We start from the raw sequence: 19,126 nt of genomic DNA on the forward strand, positions 1-19,126 counted from the left end.
CACTATGGCCTCTCCCATTTTTGGGGGAGGTCATTGCTATGATCAAGACTGTTTATTTATAAAGATTTTTTACCTTTTTCTATAGTGCTGGCTAGTATATGATGGAGCTAAAAAGTTAAGAGGTAACATTATGTACACGAAACCGACTGCTTTACGTTCTGTTTTAGACCCTAGATATTTGGCGTATTGTTTGAATGATCACTATGACATTGGACAGTGGAGTGAGTGTATATTTTGGCTGCGAGGGCTAAATGATACTTATAAACTGTATACCACTGAAGGGCTTTATATCATACGTGTCTATCGCCAGGAGATCAAGGAAAGCGATGCTGCTTATGAGCTATCTTTATTAAATCAGCTAAAAGATCAACTGAGCTCGGAACATACTAAGGTAGCTGAACCAATCGCAAAAAAAGACAACCGTTGGTATACCGTACTGGATGCTGCAGAAGGAAAACGGATCGCTGTCGTTTTTCGCTATATTGATGGCACAGAGAACAGACTACATGATGAGGAGTCCTGTTATGCATTCGGCCAGTCTGCTGCTGAACTGCACACAGCAATGGACCAAGTTGTTGTAGATCAGCCTCGTTATGATTTAGATATTCATTTTCTCATTGATCAATCACTAGAGCGTATAGTGAACTACATTGGTGAGAAGCACGAAGCTGCACTTTTTCTGCAGCAATTTGCCGGTAGCTTGAAAGAACGTATAGCATCTGCTGCTAAACAAGGATTAGATTGGGGTATTTGTCACGGAGATATGCATGGAAATAATAATGCCTTAGAGGAAAATAAACATTTTACTCATCTCGATTTTGAATGGTCTGCAAAAGGCTGGCGTGCTTATGACCTAGCGCAGGTCCGAGCCAGGAAACGGCAGCATGCGGATAAGCAAGAACCGCTTTGGAATGCTGTTATGTCGGGATATCGATCTATTCGAGCATTTTCAGTGCAAGATGAATTGGCGGTTGAACTGTTTGTACTAGCTCGAAGGTTTTGGGTGATGGGTCTTGATGTTGCTTTTATTAGTGATAACGGTGCCATTGATTATAATGAGGATTGGTTGGAAGGTTTTATTAGTGAATTTCGTAAGAGTCAGATTGTATAGTAGATTAAGAAAGGATTTCTGCTAAGCTGCTCGATTTATTCTTGCCATCCTAGTTCTACTGGCAAAAACTTCTTACAGCTTTTCCATCAGTGCAAGCACATGTTCTTTTACCTGTGCTTTTTCTTCCGTTGTCATATTGTTTGTTTTGAAATGTTTAGCATTATCGGGGGTTATAAGAATAGTAGAGGGTTCTTGAAGTTCTTCTTTAAGGGTATTTCCATCTTCAGTGAGCAACATCTTAGATTTATTGAAATAGGAATGGATTATTTTCGTCTGTGTATAATTGCCTTCCTGATCATAAAAATCCTCAATAGCTTTAATATCTGATTTTATATGGGTTTTTCCTTCTTCCATTATGGTTATCGCATTCACTACCTTGTAACCCGTTGTTTCATACATTCCTTGATCATTTTGTTTATCATCAAATGTTTCTATTACAAAAACCTCAATAGTTTCATGTTTCTCGGTTTGACCACAAGCACTTATAAGCAGGAAAGCGATCAGTAATAAACACAGCTTCAATAAATTCATTTTAAAATGCATTCATTCACTCCTAACTTGGATTAGTTCTTAGTCCACACATAAATTACTATTATAACATTAAATGGTCTTTTTTGGTCATAAAAACACTCCCTTCTATCTGCTAAATAACGCAGATAAAAGAGAGTTTTTTTAGTACACGAGCTAGCTCATTGAGTTTCCTCTATCCAGGCAATGCGCTTGGTCTTTAAATGGGATAACTCTCTTTCCGCACTACTTTGTTCGTTTTCGAGAGACTTCACTACCATTTTAAGCTTATGAAGCGCCTCTAACACCTGTTCTTGCGCATCTTTAATACGACCTTGCACAAGCCAGTCTGTAATTAAGTCATCAAACCAGTAATCAGCCATTTTGAGTGAGCCGCTTATATCGATTTGGATATCCGTCGACTTATGCAGATCGGAGAGCTCTTTATGAAAGTCTTGCAGTTGGCGATTGGCATTATGAATGGACGTTCTCGCATCATCTACATGACCATGCTTGATATGAGTGCTTATCAAGCCACCGTTCGCCCACATATCCCAGTTACCCCAGTTCTCCGCTTTTTCCAAATGCTCCGAAGCATAAGTTAGCGATGAAAGGACGCCTCGCCCCATGGAGAGGGCCTCTTTTATCTCCTTGAGCAGCAGACTTGTGTGCGAAATATGCTCTTCCATTTCCTTCAACTCATCAACAGCATGTGGAGAATTACGTAGAGCTGCTTCCTTCTTTAACATCAGCTTATCGTAATCTGATTGTGCATTCGAAAGGCTAACAAGCTGCTGCCCAACTGCAACCAGCTCCTCTTTAAGCCCCTTGAGACTTTGCCTGGCTTCCTGAAGCTTCAGTGTTGCTATCAGCTCTTGCTGACGTTCCAATTCAAGCTGCTCCGTCTTGCTTCTCAATATCGTATGAAACAAATTCACCAGAGACAACCTCGTCAGCTTCTCAACATCCTCCTGCTCCATCTCCAGCTCCACTTCTAGCTTTACAATGAGCGCTTCCTGCTCTCTGACCCGCTTCCTCAAATACTCCAGCCTCTGCTCAACTCTGGATAGCTCATGCATTCGCTCCTTTATTTCCGTGAGACGCTCAAAATCCAACTCTTCAGACATTCCATCCCCCCTTTTCAAAATCACATCTCCCATTGTAATCATTAACGACTTTTACTGAGAAAAGTTTCATCTCATTGATGGTTTGATTTTGGTCATAAAAAATACTCCCTTCTATTTGCTAAACAACGCAATGTGCAGCGTAAAAGTTAAAAATAAACGCCCCCTAAAGTTGAAGTAAGTCTCTCTCTACTTGAGTACATACACCGTTAAGTAAATTTCAATGTTCTAACTATTCTATACAAATAAAAAACTCTCTTTCATCCGCAAATTTCCGGATAAAAGAGAGTCTTTATTATTCCCACTCAATTGTAGCAGGTGGTTTTGAGGTTACGTCGTAGACGATACGGTTAACATTGTCTACTTCGTTTACGATACGAACCGAAATTTTCTCAAGCACATCCCAAGGGATACGTGCCCAGTCCGCTGTCATACCGTCAATTGAAGTTACGGCACGGATGCCGACTGTGTAAGAGTAAGTGCGAGCATCGCCCATTACACCTACGCTCTTCATGTTCGGAAGTGCTGTGAAGTACTGCCAAATTTCACGGTCAAGACCTGCTTTTGCAATTTCTTGGTGAAGGATAGCATCGGATTCGCGCACGATGTGAAGCTTGTCCTCTGTTACTTCGCCAAGAACACGAATAGCAAGACCAGGGCCTGGGAATGGCTGACGCCATACAATCGCTGCAGGCAAGCCGCACTCTTCGCCGACTTTACGAACCTCGTCTTTGAATAATGCTTTTAGAGGCTCAACCAGCTTGAACTTAATGTCTTCAGGCAAGCCGCCGACATTATGATGCGATTTAATCGTTTGTGCAGTAGCTGTTCCACTCTCTACGATGTCCGTATACAACGTGCCTTGAGCTAGGAATTCAAAATCATCGAATTTCTCGGACTCTTCTTGGAACACGTAAATGAACTCGTTTCCGATAATTTTACGTTTTTGCTCAGGATCATCTACACCCTTAAGCTTGCTCATGAAGCGTTCACGCGCATCGATTTTGACAACCTTCATATCGAACTTGCCAACGAACGTATCCATTACGCTGTCCGCTTCGCCTTTGCGAAGGAGGTTATGATCGATGAACATACAAGTAAGCTGATCGCCAATCGCTTTGTGTAGAAGAATCGCTACAACAGACGAATCTACGCCGCCGGAAAGCGCGCATAGTACTTTTTTGTCCCCGACTTCATTACGAATATCACGGATCGCATCTTCAATGAACGACTCCATCGTCCAATTGCCGTCGCAATCGCAAATGTTGTAAAGAAAGTTACGAATCATTTCGTTACCGAATTCAGAGTGACGTACTTCCGGGTGGAATTGTACGGCGTAGAACTTACGCTCCATATCACTCATTGCTGCTACTGGAGCATGCTCCGTGCTAGCTGTAACTTGGAAACCCTCAGGCAGTTCAACTACGTGGTCACCATGACTCATCCATACGGTTTGAACCTTGTCGAGACCAAACGATATATGATTATCGTCTACAAATTCGACTTCCGCTTTACCGTATTCACGTTTACCAGCGCGCTCAACTTTACCTTTCAATTGATACGACATGAGCTGCATACCGTAGCAAATACCGAAAATTGGAATGTTCAAATCGTATATAGCCGGATCTACAAGCGGTGAATTTTCTTCATAAACGCTTGCGGGTCCACCCGAGAATACGATACCTTTCGGTTGTAGTTCACGAATCCGTTCAACCGGCGTGTTATAAGGCAATAGCTCGCTATATACGCCCAAATCACGAATACGGCGTGCAATTAGTTGATTGTATTGTCCTCCAAAATCAAGAACAACAATGATTTCATTTTGCTTAGTCATTACCGAGCCTCCCTTGATAGATGTAGTAATTATATATAAGGCGGTTTAGAGGAGTCAAGGCGAACGGTGTGTTGATTTAAAGTGAGTCCTAAAAAATATGGTTAAGCGTTGAAATGTAAGCGTTTAATGAAGTAGCTAATAATTATTAATTCACACGTCATTATATAAAACAAGAGACGAAGTGTATAAATTGAGGAGGTTTTTAGCTAGATTTTAGCTGTCTATTGGCAGGATTTTGGCGAGGAGTAATCTTATTCTTATGTACAGCAGGCGTATCACCCAAGGCTATACAGGCAACTTTATTCCCAAGTAAAGTTGCCATTCATAATCGCATTAAAATAACTACAATCGAAGGCACAGGGAAAGATAGGATTATTAATTATAAAAATAAAACTTATATCCCGCTTCGAACCTTCACAGAAGTCATATTTCAGGACCGAAATAAAGTAAATTGACGATAACGCTGAGCTGGAGCATATTTCACGAAAAATAAATGACACGATAAAGAGAAAAATAGGAAACAGGAAAACTGAAAAACAATAAAACTAGATAACAAGAATAGAAAGAAGAACAAGATACACAAGACACGTAAGACACGCAAGACACACAAGACACACAAGACACGCTAGAAAACCCCTTCAATCCTTTTTCAGAATTGAGGAGGTTTTCTTTTCTTGCGATTATGATAAAGCTCAAAATTGAATCAGCGGTGGCGGAAGATAAGAAAAGCTTACTTTTAATCTTCATTTGTCGTATTTTTGGATTTGACTGTATTTCATCCAATCAAATCCAATCAAAACGGCTTATTTAGATTTAGACTGTATTTTATCCAATCTAATCGTCCGTTCCGCAGATAAAGAGCTTCTAACTGCCCTTTTGATTGTATCTTTTCCAATCAAACACATTTAAAAATGGAATTGTCATTGTTTGAATGTACAATATCCAATCAAAATTCAACAACATAGAAGAATGAGAGTACCAAGTGTTCGGATCAACGGTATCCATTCTAATCGGGCCATCCCTTTGCATTTTTTGAAATAGAACTATGGTAACTGGATGCCCATTCCCGTACGCAAAGGGTTACATATAATCAAGCGCGATTTTGTGGAGGGGCTGGGCCATTTATACATTTTTTTATTTGGATTTGGCTAACCTATTACCAGCTTCATTATTCGGATGCTTCACTGGTGCGCTTAGGTGTCGCACAACTTGATTCAAATCGGATGGCGATGGAGCGCCCGGCCAGCTGCCCGGTCCGCTAAACTGCGCCTCCTCCAACCAACTTGTCAGTCGATGCAGCGCTCCCTGCTGCTCTAATGTCAGTGCGGACTGTGCCGTCGCAGCGTATTCACGCGCTGTTAGTCCAGGCGCGTGCTCGCCGAAACGGCGATGCAGCAGCGGAGCAAGTGCGTTCGCGACAGCGATGAAGCTTGTACGCAAGCGGGCGTCAGCTCCGCGGAGTCCATGGCGGCCGCGATTGCTGCGACGGCCCGGCACTTCTTGATCCGGCTCATGTTGGCCAGCCGGATGCTCGCTCTGGCGACGCGGCGCAATGCGCGCGTCGCTGGAGGGCGCGGCTGCGCCGGCGAGCTGCGCGATGCCGGCGTAGGCCGCGCCATAGCGGCGCAGCGCCAGCGATAGGCGCAGCCGCTGGCGCTGCGCCGCGGCAATGGCCGCGGCCGCGAGCGCTAGCGCGGCCGCGCCTGCGGCGGCTGCAGCGGCGGGCGAAGCCGCCGCCGCGCCCTTGACGGCGCTCTGCGCCGCTTGCGCGAGGCTGTCTGCCCCTCGCGCAACTGCAGAGGCGGCTTGCTCTGCCGCCGCCTCAAACCGCCGAGCGAGGCCCGCTAGGCTTGCCTCGCTTGCAGCATTAGCTCCGCTCGCTGCGCCAGTCGCGATCGCTTCAATCGCTCCTCCGCCATTTATGGCGGACGCGACTATGTCACCGCCGCTAAATCCTGGCGTCGGATCGAAGAGCACCCAGCCTGCGCCTGGGAAATACACCTCAACCCATGCGTGCGCGTCTGAGCCGCGCACCTCATAATCCACCAGCGCCAACCCGCCTTTACTCTCTCCAACGCTCGCATCATGATCTTTTTCCTCATTAACACTCCCACGAGTACTTATAGCACTGCCATTACTGCTATTCACATCCTCGCCAGCCCTTACAGCATTGCCATTACTGCTATTCACATCCTCGCCAGCCCTTACAGTATTGCCATTACCGCTATTCACATCCTCGCCAGCCCTTACAGCACTGCCATTACCGCTATTCACATCCTCGCCAGCCCTTACAGCATTTCCATTACCGCTATTCACACCCTCGCCAGCACTCCCCTCATCCTTGAGCGGCGTACCTGAAGTAAAGCCCTTCACCCATCTAGCGGGAATGCCTTGCGATCGAAGCATAACAACCATCGCTGTTGAGAAATGAACGCAATACCCTTCCCTCTGCTCGAACAAAAAGTGATCAACGAAATCCGCACCTTTTGGCGGTACTTTGCTATTTTCGAGCGTATACGAATAGCTTGTTTTCAAAAATTGCTCAATGGCCTTCACCTGATCATAACGACTGGTAACACCGCCTCCGGACACCTCTGCTGCCAGCGCCACAACTCGGCTCGGCAACGTATCTGGCAGCTGCAAATAAGTCTCCAGCTCCGCACCTAGCACTGCAATGCTCCCTGTGTCTTTATCTTGATTAAACGTACCTATACTCACTGCGTCTTTATCTTGAATAAACGTTTCTATACTCACCACGTCTTTATCTTGATTAAACGCACCTATACTCCCCACGTCTTTATCTTGATTAATCGTACCTATACTCACCACGTCTTTATCTTGATTAAACGCACCTACACTCCCCGCGTCTTTAACTTGATTGAACTTCCCAATACTTTCTCCGTCACTAGCTTCTCCCAACACTTCTGTACTCCGAGCACCACGTTTTTCACTCAGATCCTCTATGCTCTGTACACTATCCTGCCCTTCCAATTCCGCTACGCCCTCTGTACTATTTTGTCCGCCCAAGTCTAGCGAACCCTGTGCACTATTACGTTCCCCCAGCCTTGAATCCAAACCTCTTAGCTCCGCTTCATCAGTAATAGCGAGCACGCTTTGCACGGTGTATTGTTCCACTTTGGTCGTATCCGATTGCATGTACAAGGTGTCCGTCACATCATTGTGCAGGTAGCTGCCTACTTTTCTCCGTGGATCAGCGGCTATCAGGTTAGTCACGCGAGGGAACATGCCTGAACTAAACAAAGGCATTGCTGAAGCGGGCTCAGCCCATACTACCGTTTGCTGTATTATTGGGCCCACATGGAGATCGCCCGCTTCAACAGCTGCTTCCATAATCTCTTCGCCATCGGAATTCCGAACCGGCATTAGCTTCACGGAACCCCCGTCATTGCTCCAGCCTCTTCCGTCATATACACTCTTCGAATCTCCGCGCCAATAGCTTTTTACCGAAGATGTCCCCGTAAAAATAATACGATTATCCGTCAGAAGCGGCGCCCCCATCTCACTGTCATCAAAGCCATACCCTGTCATCGCACGACCGAATTGATCAAGCCCCGACTGCCGCAGCACGGTTACCGCGCCATCCTCTCTTCCTAGTGAGGTCACCGCTTGTTGTATGCGATCGGTTATGGAGACGGTCCAATTCGCCGGTGCCATCGTTGTTTCGCGACCGTTAGCAAATAGCAGCCCGCAGCCAATGATGGTAAGTACGACAAAAGCTGATCCCGACAGCCAGCGCATATTCAGACCCTTTACTTTCCCGATACTCGTTTCCATAACACGCTGCACGCGCGGCACAGAAACAATGGCAGCAAGCAGAAGACCTTCCGCGACGCTGCGCATCAAGCCGCCCATTATATCCATCCCAACCCAGACATGCAGTGTAATTAAATATAAAATCGTTAATCCCGCAATACCAAGAGCAGTCTGCCTCATCCACACTAGTGCCTGAAGCGCTGGCACAAGCATTGCCCAACCAACAAATAACAGCAGCGTCCGAAGCTCGCCTGACATCGCCCATAGGCCGTTGTCCATCATGAGCATCAGATGGTCCTTTAGCATGGAAGGAAACCCTAACAGCCATTGTACGCCGCTCTGTTCCAATCCCTTGTACAACCACATCAAGCTCAGCATACATATTACGCTATTAAAGAGCAGTGTTATGACCATTGGCATACGAAGCAGTCCAGCCAGCATAATACAGCCAATGACAGCTATGAGCGGCTCTGGATGATAAATAGCAGACCACTCACCCGCGTTTACCCAGGGCAGCAGCCACTCGGCTAACAATCCGAACAACAAAGCACTCGTAACAAGCCGGTAAAAGAGCGAGTCCTCAGCTGATTCCTCTTTCATTTGTGCTTTCGTATCCAAATCTTTACGCTTATCCGCAATCATACTCGCCGTCTCCTTCCTCTGCATAAGGAGGCAAGCTCATATTTGCAGGCACATGCAGCCAGGTCACTTTGACTCCGCTGCTCTCCAGCCATTTTTGCTGTTCCCTCATAGCGAAGCTGGGTACGGCGCTCCTCGTCACAATAAACAGCTCCAGCCTGCAGCCCCGCTCAGACGCAAAGCCTGCTAGACCGCCCCAGCTTCTGCCGCCTCTCCAATTGCCTGTAAATACAAGAATCGTCTGGCCTCGTTCCAGAGGAGCATCCCCTTTAACAAGCTTGTCCGCCAAAGAGTCTTGTCCATCAGCCCGCAGAACAGCCATCAATTGCAGCATATCTGCTACATGAATAGGCTCAACCTCCTCATTCAGCGATGGCATAACTGCACCACCTTGCACTAAGGCTGTCCTTTGACCAGCAAGCAGGGACACATTACTGCCCAGTGCAGCAGCTTGCTGTACCGCATGTGATGCCCAGCCAACACAAGCATCGAACATTCGATCATCCTCGTCATAGGCGGATGCTGCTGTATCCACAGCGATAACCGTGCGTGACGGCTGCTCCAGCGCATAGATTTTGGTTTGCAGGCTGCGCCCCTTCGCGGCACTGCGCCAATCTAAATGACGAAGTGAATCTCCATCCCGATAAGGTCGACTGTCCGGTCCCATGCCTGCGGCTTTGACAGCTGCGGCGATTTCTAAGCGAGCAGAATCACCTCGGCTCTCACGGGCTGCTCCAGTCATTTCTGTATGTTGACCTTGAAGGGAATTCCCTCCTCTTCGTACAGCTTCATCAGTCAGCTCCGTATAGGGCAAGCCAGGCAGCACAACCAGCTCGGCGCTGCTCGACATTTTCTTATGAACGACTGTTAGCCCCAGCCAATCCCCTACCGCTACGGTTACATTTTCAAATCGATGCTGTCCTCGCTGCAGCTTGCGCAGCGTATAAGTAATTGTGGTCTCTTTCTTCAATAACGGAATGAATACCATTCGGAAGCTTATTTTAAAATTACTCGCTGCACTTTCGTTTACAGCCTCATCTCGCACGCTCATCCAAACAAACGGAATAGGAAAAGAACGCTTCAGCTGCAAGCGTATGCCCACATGCCCTCCATCATGTACCTCAGACACCGGCATGACCCTTACAGTTGTTAATCCTAAAGCAGCGATGAGCGGAGCCAACCCGCTTGCGACTATAACCGTGCTGAGCACCGCAGTCAAAAACCATTCCACTGCTCCGCCGCGCAATATAACGGCAGTCAAGCAGCATATCCAACCAACAGCAATAACTGACCACACCAGCCACCGCGTGCTGTAGGTAAAATCATTACCTGCAGTCTCTGCAATCGGCGAATTTCCTACAGACTGCCCTTTTCTCGAAAGCAACACATCACTTGAAGACTGCATCATGCTCTGCCCCTCAAAGGGCTGCTGCTCGGTTATACTGTCCACATCTATTCTTTCGTGCTTCTCTGAAACGTTCATCTGCGCTTCCCACTTCCAAACGTGCCGCTAAATGCAGTAGGCAGTGAGCATTCCCGAATTGTCCGACGTATAATAGCAGTCGCATCAGCTCCTGTTGCCGTAGCGCTATATCGAAGTGATAACCTATGCGGTAGAACAGCGTCAGAGGTTGTAATTAAATCATCTGGTACTGCGTAGCCACGTCCCTCCATATAAGCGTTAGCTTGTGATGCCCTCAGCCAATCTCGCAAAGCCCGAGGACTAAGTCCTAATAACACCTCTGGTGCACGACGTGTAGCATCCGCGACCTGAACCATGTATTCGAGCAGCACAGGGTCCATATGAGTTTGTCTAGCCTCGGCTTGCATTTGCAGCCATTCCTCCGTTGCAATAACAGGACGCAGCCTTTCCGGCTCAATCCTCTTCCCATCCGCATACTGCCCTAGCATCCGCTTTTCTTCCACCGAGCCGGGATATCCAATTGTTAATCGCATCATAAAACGGTCCAACTGTGCCTCGGGCAGCGTATTTGTCCCCTCAAAGCTAAGCGGGTTTTGAGTAGCGATCAGCATGAATGGAACGGGCAGCTTTCTCGTTTTCCCCTCTATCGTAACTCGTCTTTCTTCCATCGCCTCTAGTAAGGCAGACTGAGTACGCGGAGATGTCCGATTAATTTCGTCAGCCAGCACTACATTACCCATAATAGGACCAGGCCGGTAAACGAGCTCACTTGTGCGAGCGTCTAACACGACGCCACCGACAACATCAGCGGGCAGCATATCGGATGTAAATTGTATCCTTTTGAATTCTCCGCCTACTACTCGGGCAAAGGTTTGTGCAAGCAGCGTTTTGCCTACTCCTGGCACATCTTCAAGCAGCACATGGCCTCCTGCGAGCAAAGCTGTTAAAGTGTGCTTAATCACTTGCTGCTTGCCTAGCAATACGCTTTCTACCTTTGCTAACAATCGATTTAATAGTACTTGCGGCGGTTCCGGCCAATGACTATAGCGATCCGGTTTGGCTTCTTCTGAGAATTGGGGAGAAATCATCGTATAATTCGCCTCCTGAAAAATAAATCTATCTATTTTTCAGTGTCCCCAGCTTTCTCTCTATTTAGACCTGCTAGAGTCCGATTTCCACTACATCGTCATCCAAATCTCTCGTTGCTTACCATTAATAATATAGTCGGTTATATCAATCCCGAACTGTTTCAGTGTCGCGCGGATCGGGACAACGACCTGCTCCGCTTTCTCCATGGTGAGTACAACCTTCTCTTCCGATTTCCAAGTTACATGTTTCCCATTCAAAACGGCGTCAATAACACCACTTTCCTCATCGAGCTCCAATGTTCCGCCAATCCATTTCGTCAGCTTCAGCAGCGACATCTCGATTGAGCCATTTCTTATCTTATATTCATTAGGCGGTAGCTGTAAGCTCACTTCTCCTCTATGCAAAATCAGTACGGGTGCTTTAGTCTCTTTATCAACCGACTTCTCCTCCTGCACCGGAACAGTGCTTCGGTCAATCTCCTTCGTGAATTGCTTCAACACAGCTGCTTGCTGCTTCGTTACTTTCGCTCTGCTCCACTTCAATTTTTTTGCAATCGCGAATTGTATCGGCTCTACTTTGTCCGTTATAGATGCAAACGAATAACCTTTGCTTTTATAGTATTGAATGACAGCGGGAAGGGCCTTGACCGACTCCTCGTGACCGGTACCATCGTGCATGAGTACGACAAGCTTATTTGCTAGCTTTGAGCCTTTCACCGTCGCAACAATTTCCGAGGCAGGCACCCCTCTGCGCTTGGAATCGCCACTGTCGACATTCCAATCATGCACCTGATATCCTGCGGCTGCCAGAGCATCGAAATATCCTTGATCGAAATTGCTATACGTTCCACCTGGAGCACGAACAAGCGTTGTTCTTAACCCCGTTGCTTTAAATATCGCATCGTCAGTCTTCATAATTTGGCTTGAAAATTCCGTGAAGCTGCCATACAAACGGTCGTACTTATGATTATAGGTATGATTGCCGATAGAATGACCTTCCTGAACAATCCGTTTGGCGATTTTAGGCTGCTTCAGCACACGCTCCCCCAGCACAAAAAACGTCGCTTTTATTTTTTCTTTTTTTAAAATATCAAGCACCTGCTCCGTATATGCGCTAGGACCGTCATCAAAGGTTAAATATAAAGTTTTTGGGATAGGCTCCTTGCCGACAGCTGCAACTCTATCAAATTGAACAGCCGAAGCTGTTGGAATAGATTTATCTTTCAGCAGCACTATTTCCGATTCATAGACTGCAGACCCCGCACGCAATAGCTGTGATTCATAATAAGAAGCGTTAGCTGCGGTAGACGGGACCACCAGCTCGCTCGGCTCTGTAGCCGCTTCTCCCTTGTACAACCCGAAGCCTCCGATCTCCACCATGCCAAAACATACGAGCATTCCACATAATACCGCCTGCATCATCCGCCGCATCGACCTTGCCACCCTTCTCTACCTCTAGATAGAAATGAACCTTCATTCTGATAGATTATATGAGTCGCTTATCTAGTAAATGACTTGGATCTCAAATTCCTCTCCAGTTTCTTTACATGACGCGTCCACAAAAAAAAGAAGCGCCTCCGCCCTATTTGGGATAGATACGCTTCCTATTTCCGTTGGATAAAGCCTATACTTTATTTATTTTAAAAAGCAGCGACAATCGCTCCTTTATATTTCTCGTCTATAAATTTCTTCACTTCTGGCGAACGGAGCGCTTCAATAAGCTTTTTCATTGCGTCGGAATCCTTGTTGTCTGGTCGCGCTACAAGAATGTTCACGTACGGAGAATCTTTCCCCTCCATAAACAAAGCATCCTCAGCTGGTACAAGATCCACTTGGAGAGCATAGTTCGTATTAATAAGCGCCAGATCAACTTCATCGAATACACGAGGCAGAGTGGCTGCTTCCACTTCCGTAATTTTGAGTTTTTTTGGATTTTTTGTAATATCAGCAACTGTGCCATTTACGCCAACGCCTTCCTTCAGCGTGATTAGTCCATTTACCTCCATGAGCGCAAGCGCGCGACCACCATTGGATGGATCGTTAGGGATGACTACCTTTGCTCCATTTTTCAGTTCCTCGATCTTTTTTACTTTTTTGGAATACGCTCCGAACGGCTCTATATGGATACCTGCTACGTTAACTAACTTGTAGCCTCTTTCCTTATTAAACTGCTCTAAGTATGGCAAATGCTGAAAGAAGTTGGCATCCAACTGTTTTTCGTTAAGCTGCATGTTAGGCTGAATATAATCATTGAATTCTAGAACCTCTAATTTGACGCCCTTTTTTTCTAACAATGGCTTCACGAATGTCAAAATTTCCGCATGTGGAATTGGGGTCGCTCCTACCTTTAACGTGACCTCAGCCGGTGCTTCACCGCCCGCTCCTGGGTTACTCTTATTACCGCTTGTATCTTTTCCGCCATTATTGGCTTGTCCGCATGCCGCCATAACGAGCATTACGATCATTATAGTAATGACACCGCTCATTTTTTTCATAACTATTCCTCCGATGATGTTATTTCCTCTGAGCTGCAATCCATTTGGTTATTTCTTACTGGAGCGGCGTACAAGACTATCTCCTGCCGTTTGCAGCAGCTGAACAAGAATGATAAGCAGCACAACTGTTACGAGCATGACATCCGTTTGGAATCTTTGGTAGCCGTAACGCAGCGCCAAGTCCCCAAGACCACCTCCCCCGATCACACCCGACATCGCCGTATACGAGACAAGTGTTACAGCTGTTATCGTTACAGCCGCAATTAGGCCAGGACTCGCTTCACGGAGCAGCACGCGCCGGACGATATCCCATTTGGATGCTCCCATAGCTTGAGCTGCTTCAATAACACCGCGATCCACCTCCCGCAGCGATGTTTCCACCAGCCTCGCGAAAAATGGCGTTGCCGCGACAACCAGAGGAGGTATCGAACCCTCTACCCCTAGCGACGTACCTGTAATCCATTTCGTAACTGGCATAATCATAATCATTAAAATGATAAACGGCACCGAACGCAGCACATTGACGATAAAGGAAAGCACACCGTAGACAAAGGGCTGTTCCAGCAACTGTTTCCGCGCGGTTAAAAATAAGATCACACCGAGAATCAAACCAAATACAATCGTAAACACCAGTGATGCCGCCAACATGTACAGCGTATCCTTCGCAGCTTCCCCTATTTCGGGCCAGTAAACATTTTCAAAGCTCATTCTAACGACTCCACCTCCAGACCTTCCTTGCGCAGAACGGCAATGACGTCATCTATCTCTGCCACGTCGCCGATGAGCTCAACGATAAGTTGACCGTAAGGAGTCTGTTTCATACGTGAAACCGTACCTTGCAAAATAGCAAACTGAACGGATGTCGGTTTAACGGCATTGTAGAGGATCGGTTCGTAAGTTAAACTGCCGATATAAGTCATCCTAAGCAGACGCCCCGCACCTCTGCCCAATAGCTGGCCCGCAGCTCCATTATCCGTAACCTGTTCAACAAAATCACGGGTAACAGGATGCTCCGGCTTCAAAAATACGTGAAGCACCTTACCTATCTCCACAATCTCACCTTTATCGATGACGGCTACGCGATCGCATATCGAACGAATCACATTCATTTCATGAGTAATGAGCAAAATCGTAATGCCGAGCTTCGCATTGATATCGAGCAGTAACGCTAAAATGGAATGAGTGGTTTGTGGATCAAGCGCCGAGGTTGCCTCATCGCACAGTAAAACCTCGGGATTATTCGCAAGCGCGCGAGCAATTCCTACTCGCTGCTTTTGACCTCCCGAGAGCTGTGATGGATATTTGCCTTCATGCTGCTCAAGCTGAACGAGCTTCAGCAGCTCATCCACACGCTTATTTATTTCCGCTTTAGATTGCTTCGCTAGAAGGAGCGGAAATGCGATATTGTCGCGAACAGTAGACATGGACAGCAGGTTGAAATGCTGAAAAATCATACCAATTCGCTGCCGCTCGCGCTGCAGCTGTCCTTGGGACAATCCTGTCAGCTCTACATCGCCAACTGTCACCGTTCCGGAAGTCGGACGCTCAAGAATGTTTACGCAGCGAAGCAGCGTGCTCTTTCCAGCTCCTGAATGACCGATAATGCCGAATATTTCACCTTTATTTACCGTCAAGGTTACATCTCGAATGGCCTCTGTCGAAACCGCCCCGACACTGTATGATTTTCTAATGTTCTGCAGCTTGATCAGTTGTATGACCTCCTATTGCACTGAAATAGGATACACGAAAGTAATAAATAAACGGATGGATCCTGCACCTATTGTATCCAACACTTTTACTTTTACTCTTCGTACAGGCACATACTGAACTAGTTCAGCATAATATTTGATCTTAATACTTGAGCTTCAATAAATTACGTTCCGTAATAAAGGTCGTCGTATTAAATAGCAGCAGCACATCTTCAAACCCTTCTTCCTCCATATAGTCGCTAATATTGCCGTTGTAGTATCGGATGTCGATAATATGGATGTCCTTCACATGCTGAGTAAGAAAAGGCAGGAAGCTATGGGCGTAGGAATCTTTAATGACCAGCAGCTTTTCCTTATCTACCTGCTCCTGAGGCAAATCCGTATGAAGGGTCATTAAAGCATGTACTCCACCAAGAAAATAAGAGTATTTGTCCTTTTTCGCCAAGTAGCTTGTATCGTACATGCTGGTGAAGGTTTCATCCGTATCCGCGATATACATATCAGTCTTAATACCGTTCTTCGCTTTATAGGCTTGAATAGAATCCGGCTTTAAACCGCTGAATTGACTCCGGGTATGGTAGCTTCCTAGAAAAGATTCAGTGACCGTCTCGATATCAAAGTCCTTCTCTGCAATAGGAGTCCAGCCCATCTTCTCCGCGTAAGCAACGTATGCCAAATACGCGCCATAGGTCGTCCAGTGATGGTCGGTTTTATAATAGATCGGCTTCGATTCGTCAGCAGCGGCGGTTAAAAAATCAAAACCATCAATAAACGACATACTGCCTTGAACTTGTTCGCCAATAAAGCTGTTTACCTTTGTTTGCGGATAAGCCTCTGCCAGCCACGGCAGCCGTTCAGGATACATACCGATAGATGTAGGGGCCAGCATGAAGGTCATATTCACATCGGGATGATTTTCCGCGTACTTGTTTACCGACGCTGTGAATAGCTCGACTTCTGTATAGTCAGGCTCATCAAACTTTTCAAACAAGTAGCCCTCTCTACCTTTGTATATCCCGTTATTTTCTTGCTGCAACCGAAGCTGCTCCAGCATCGACTTCGACCATACCCATTTCGCTCGAAAAGGAAAATGATCAGTTATGTAGTTTTCCGTATCATCTGAAAATTTCTTTGACCATATATTTTCCCATGTTAGCTCAGGTTTTTTTTGAAGAGTACGATTCTCCATCTCAGAGAATGCCTGTACCGGCAGCAAAAAAAATAATAGCGACATGGCAAACAAACTACTAACGAAGCCCCATACCAATATGCGATCTGTCTTCTTTTTCATATCTGCTTGCCTCCTTCTCCGTTAAAATCGGAAGTATAAAAACGGGTTGAATGTTGCATCTACCAAATAAGCGACCGACATCAGGAAAAGCGCCGCGTACCAGCCAAGCTGAATAACCGGGCTGAATGTCCCAGCTCTCTTCCATTTCGGCATAGATGCCAGTACTAATAATATGAGTAAAATCGCGTTCGTGTATAACAAATATAACGTCTCATCATTCCATAAAGGCTGATGATTAACACCAAACATCGCAGCAAAATAAGCACCCATATTAGATAAATCCTCAAAGGCGAAAAATACCCAGCCTATTAAAATTAAAAACAGGGCATACAGATGACGGACCCACGCAGGCATCCGCTGCAAAAACTTTAAACCAATCCATTTTTCAAAAACAAGAACAACCCCGAAGTATAAACCCCAAAGCAGAAAGTTCCAGCTCGCTCCATGCCAAATTCCGGTTAGCAGCCAAACGATCATAATGTTTCTAAGCTGCATCCAAGGCCCTTTGCGGTTGCCTCCAAGCGGTATGTACACATAATCTCGAAACCAGGTGCTGAGTGAAATATGCCAGCGTCGCCAGAAGTCGGTAATGCTTTGTGCTGTATACGGTCTATTAAAGTTTTCGTTAAAACGGAAGCCAAACATTTTGCCCAGCCCAATTGCCATATCGGAATATCCGCTGAAATCAAAATAAATTTGAAAAGCAAACGCAATAATACCCAGCCACGCGGTCATTGCCGGCATTGTACCTGTACTAGCTCCTGATATCGTATGCCACAGTAGACCAATATTGTTTGCGAGCAGCACTTTCTTCGCTAAACCGATAATAAATCGTCTCACACCTTCAGCAAAAAGCTCGATGTCGACGGTGCGATGACGCAATTGCTCGGCGATCGTCGAATATTGAACAATAGGTCCTGCGACCAGCTGCGGGAACAAAGCGACGAAGGTTCCAAAATCGACCCAGTTGCGTTGCGCCTTTGCCGTACCTCTGTAAACGTCAATGATGTAAGACATAGATTGAAAGGTATAAAATGATATCCCGATCGGCAGAGCAAGCTCGGTTAAAGGAATTTGTGTACCCAATAGTCCGTTCACGTTATTTATGAGGAAATCCGCATATTTGAAATAACCTAGCAGGGATAAATTTACGATGATAGAGGTCACAACAATGGATTTCCGCTGTATGCTGCTCCGTTTTGGGTTGCTTAAAAGCAATCCAAAGCTATAGTCTGCAAGTGTGGAGATCAACATAATGACAATGTACACCGGCTCGCCCCAAGCGTAGAAGACGAGGCTTGTGGCGAATAAAACGAAGTTTTTAATTCGCCACGGGGACACGAAGTAAAGGAACAGGACAGCAGGGAGAAATAGAAATAGGAAGAGTAGACTGCTGAATACCATACTCGTTATTTGTTCTCGAAGAAGGAATCGAATTCCGTTACAAATTTTTCAACTTCAGCTGCATCAGCAATTACGAAAAATACATAGTTTCCTTTTGTTACAAGCTTATAGTTTTTAGCGTTTTCGTATTGATCCGGTAGATAAGTTTCAAAGTTTTTTTGAATATCTGTAGCGCGCTTTTTAATTCCCTCTTGTACAGCCGCGATATCTTTAGCATCCTTCACTTTAAAAACTGCAACTTCATTCGTCTTAACGCTCATCATCGGAGACATAGCCGTATATTGTTCCAGCAAAGCAGGATCTATATAATACATTTGCTTAATCATGTCGGCTGTCATTTCCATTAGTGACGGCTGTTCGATCTTGGCAAGCATGCCGTCCACCATTTCTTTGGTCGTTTTTGTCGTAACGAATTGCTCTTCTTTGTTACCCGATGTATTGGAATTTGTACCCGAATTCCCGTTCGATCCAGAGCATGCAGTCAGCATCAAACCTAGCGCAATAACAAGGATAAATGCGAAATAGCTTTTCTTCATTGTGATCAATCTCCTTGGTGTCTATTTTTTTGTCTTTCAAAGAGTAGAAACGAAAAGTGGTAAGATATTGTTGCAGTTAAATTTCTTATAGCAAATGATGGCGTCGGCAATCCTTTATCCCACTTAGAATAGGAAAGAAGCTGAAAGCACGAATTCGTGCTTTCAGCTCCCTAAATACTTGTCCACCTTAG

14 protein-coding genes are annotated in these 19,126 nt (G+C 45.9%); 1 reads left to right on the plus strand and 13 read right to left on the minus strand.

Annotated elements, in window-relative coordinates:
- Window positions 1-130 precede the first annotated feature (130 nt).
- Entirely contained in the window at window positions 131-1,111 is a 981-nt protein-coding gene (locus AC0YN7_RS23180; RefSeq protein WP_475812393.1) for a phosphotransferase, read from the plus strand.
- A 72-nt stretch (window positions 1,112-1,183) separates the two neighbouring features.
- On the opposite strand, the gene AC0YN7_RS23185 is transcribed toward AC0YN7_RS23180, so the two are convergent.
- The 13 genes from AC0YN7_RS23185 to AC0YN7_RS23245 form a co-directional block, all read right to left on the minus strand.
- Window positions 1,184-1,654 carry a hypothetical protein gene (locus AC0YN7_RS23185; protein WP_475812394.1) on the minus strand — a complete coding sequence of 157 codons (471 nt, stop codon included), beginning with the start codon at window positions 1,652-1,654 and terminating at the stop codon, window positions 1,184-1,186.
- Between the two features lie 146 nt (window positions 1,655-1,800).
- Window positions 1,801-2,745 carry a hypothetical protein gene (locus AC0YN7_RS23190; RefSeq protein ID WP_475812395.1) on the minus strand — a complete coding sequence of 315 codons (945 nt, stop codon included), beginning with the start codon at window positions 2,743-2,745 and terminating at the stop codon, window positions 1,801-1,803.
- A gap of 292 nt (window positions 2,746-3,037) precedes the next feature.
- Window positions 3,038-4,576: a glutamine-hydrolyzing GMP synthase gene (guaA, locus tag AC0YN7_RS23195; protein WP_475812396.1), complete on the minus strand. Its 1,539-nt coding sequence runs from the start codon at window positions 4,574-4,576 to the stop codon at window positions 3,038-3,040.
- Between the two features lie 1,134 nt (window positions 4,577-5,710).
- Window positions 5,711-8,992 (minus strand): DUF4129 domain-containing transglutaminase family protein, encoded by a 3,282-nt coding sequence (locus tag AC0YN7_RS23200; protein WP_475812397.1) that lies wholly within the window; start codon window positions 8,990-8,992, stop codon window positions 5,711-5,713.
- Complete coding sequence (locus AC0YN7_RS23205; RefSeq protein ID WP_475812398.1) at window positions 8,979-10,472, minus strand: DUF58 domain-containing protein; 1,494 nt, start codon at window positions 10,470-10,472, stop codon at window positions 8,979-8,981. The genes AC0YN7_RS23200 and AC0YN7_RS23205 overlap by 14 nt, the downstream gene beginning before the upstream one ends.
- Complete coding sequence (locus AC0YN7_RS23210) at window positions 10,469-11,500, minus strand: AAA family ATPase (RefSeq protein ID WP_475812399.1); 1,032 nt, start codon at window positions 11,498-11,500, stop codon at window positions 10,469-10,471. Before AC0YN7_RS23210 ends, AC0YN7_RS23205 begins: the two co-directional genes overlap by 4 nt.
- 90 nt (window positions 11,501-11,590) lie before the next feature.
- On the minus strand, window positions 11,591-12,931 hold the full coding sequence (locus AC0YN7_RS23215; protein WP_475812400.1) for a polysaccharide deacetylase family protein: 1,341 nt from the start codon (window positions 12,929-12,931) through the stop codon (window positions 11,591-11,593).
- Between the two features lie 209 nt (window positions 12,932-13,140).
- Window positions 13,141-13,995 (minus strand): MetQ/NlpA family ABC transporter substrate-binding protein, encoded by an 855-nt coding sequence (locus AC0YN7_RS23220; protein WP_475812401.1) that lies wholly within the window; start codon window positions 13,993-13,995, stop codon window positions 13,141-13,143.
- A 48-nt stretch (window positions 13,996-14,043) separates the two neighbouring features.
- Window positions 14,044-14,703 carry a methionine ABC transporter permease gene (locus AC0YN7_RS23225; RefSeq protein WP_475812402.1) on the minus strand — a complete coding sequence of 220 codons (660 nt, stop codon included), beginning with the start codon at window positions 14,701-14,703 and terminating at the stop codon, window positions 14,044-14,046.
- A complete protein-coding gene (locus tag AC0YN7_RS23230; RefSeq protein WP_475812444.1) occupies window positions 14,700-15,704 on the minus strand; it encodes a methionine ABC transporter ATP-binding protein in 1,005 nt (334 codons plus the stop codon). The genes AC0YN7_RS23225 and AC0YN7_RS23230 overlap by 4 nt, the downstream gene beginning before the upstream one ends.
- Window positions 15,705-15,846: 142 nt before the next feature.
- Window positions 15,847-16,995, minus strand: a complete 1,149-nt coding sequence (locus AC0YN7_RS23235; RefSeq protein ID WP_475812403.1) for a DHHW family protein — start codon at window positions 16,993-16,995, stop codon at window positions 15,847-15,849.
- Between the two features lie 21 nt (window positions 16,996-17,016).
- Window positions 17,017-18,399 carry an MBOAT family O-acyltransferase gene (locus tag AC0YN7_RS23240; RefSeq protein WP_475812404.1) on the minus strand — a complete coding sequence of 461 codons (1,383 nt, stop codon included), beginning with the start codon at window positions 18,397-18,399 and terminating at the stop codon, window positions 17,017-17,019.
- A gap of 5 nt (window positions 18,400-18,404) precedes the next feature.
- On the minus strand, window positions 18,405-18,935 hold the full coding sequence (locus AC0YN7_RS23245) for a DUF4358 domain-containing protein (RefSeq protein WP_475812405.1): 531 nt from the start codon (window positions 18,933-18,935) through the stop codon (window positions 18,405-18,407).
- Between the last annotated feature and the right edge of the window lie 191 nt (window positions 18,936-19,126).

The sequence above is a fragment of the Paenibacillus sp. J31R122 genome (assembly GCF_056269185.1).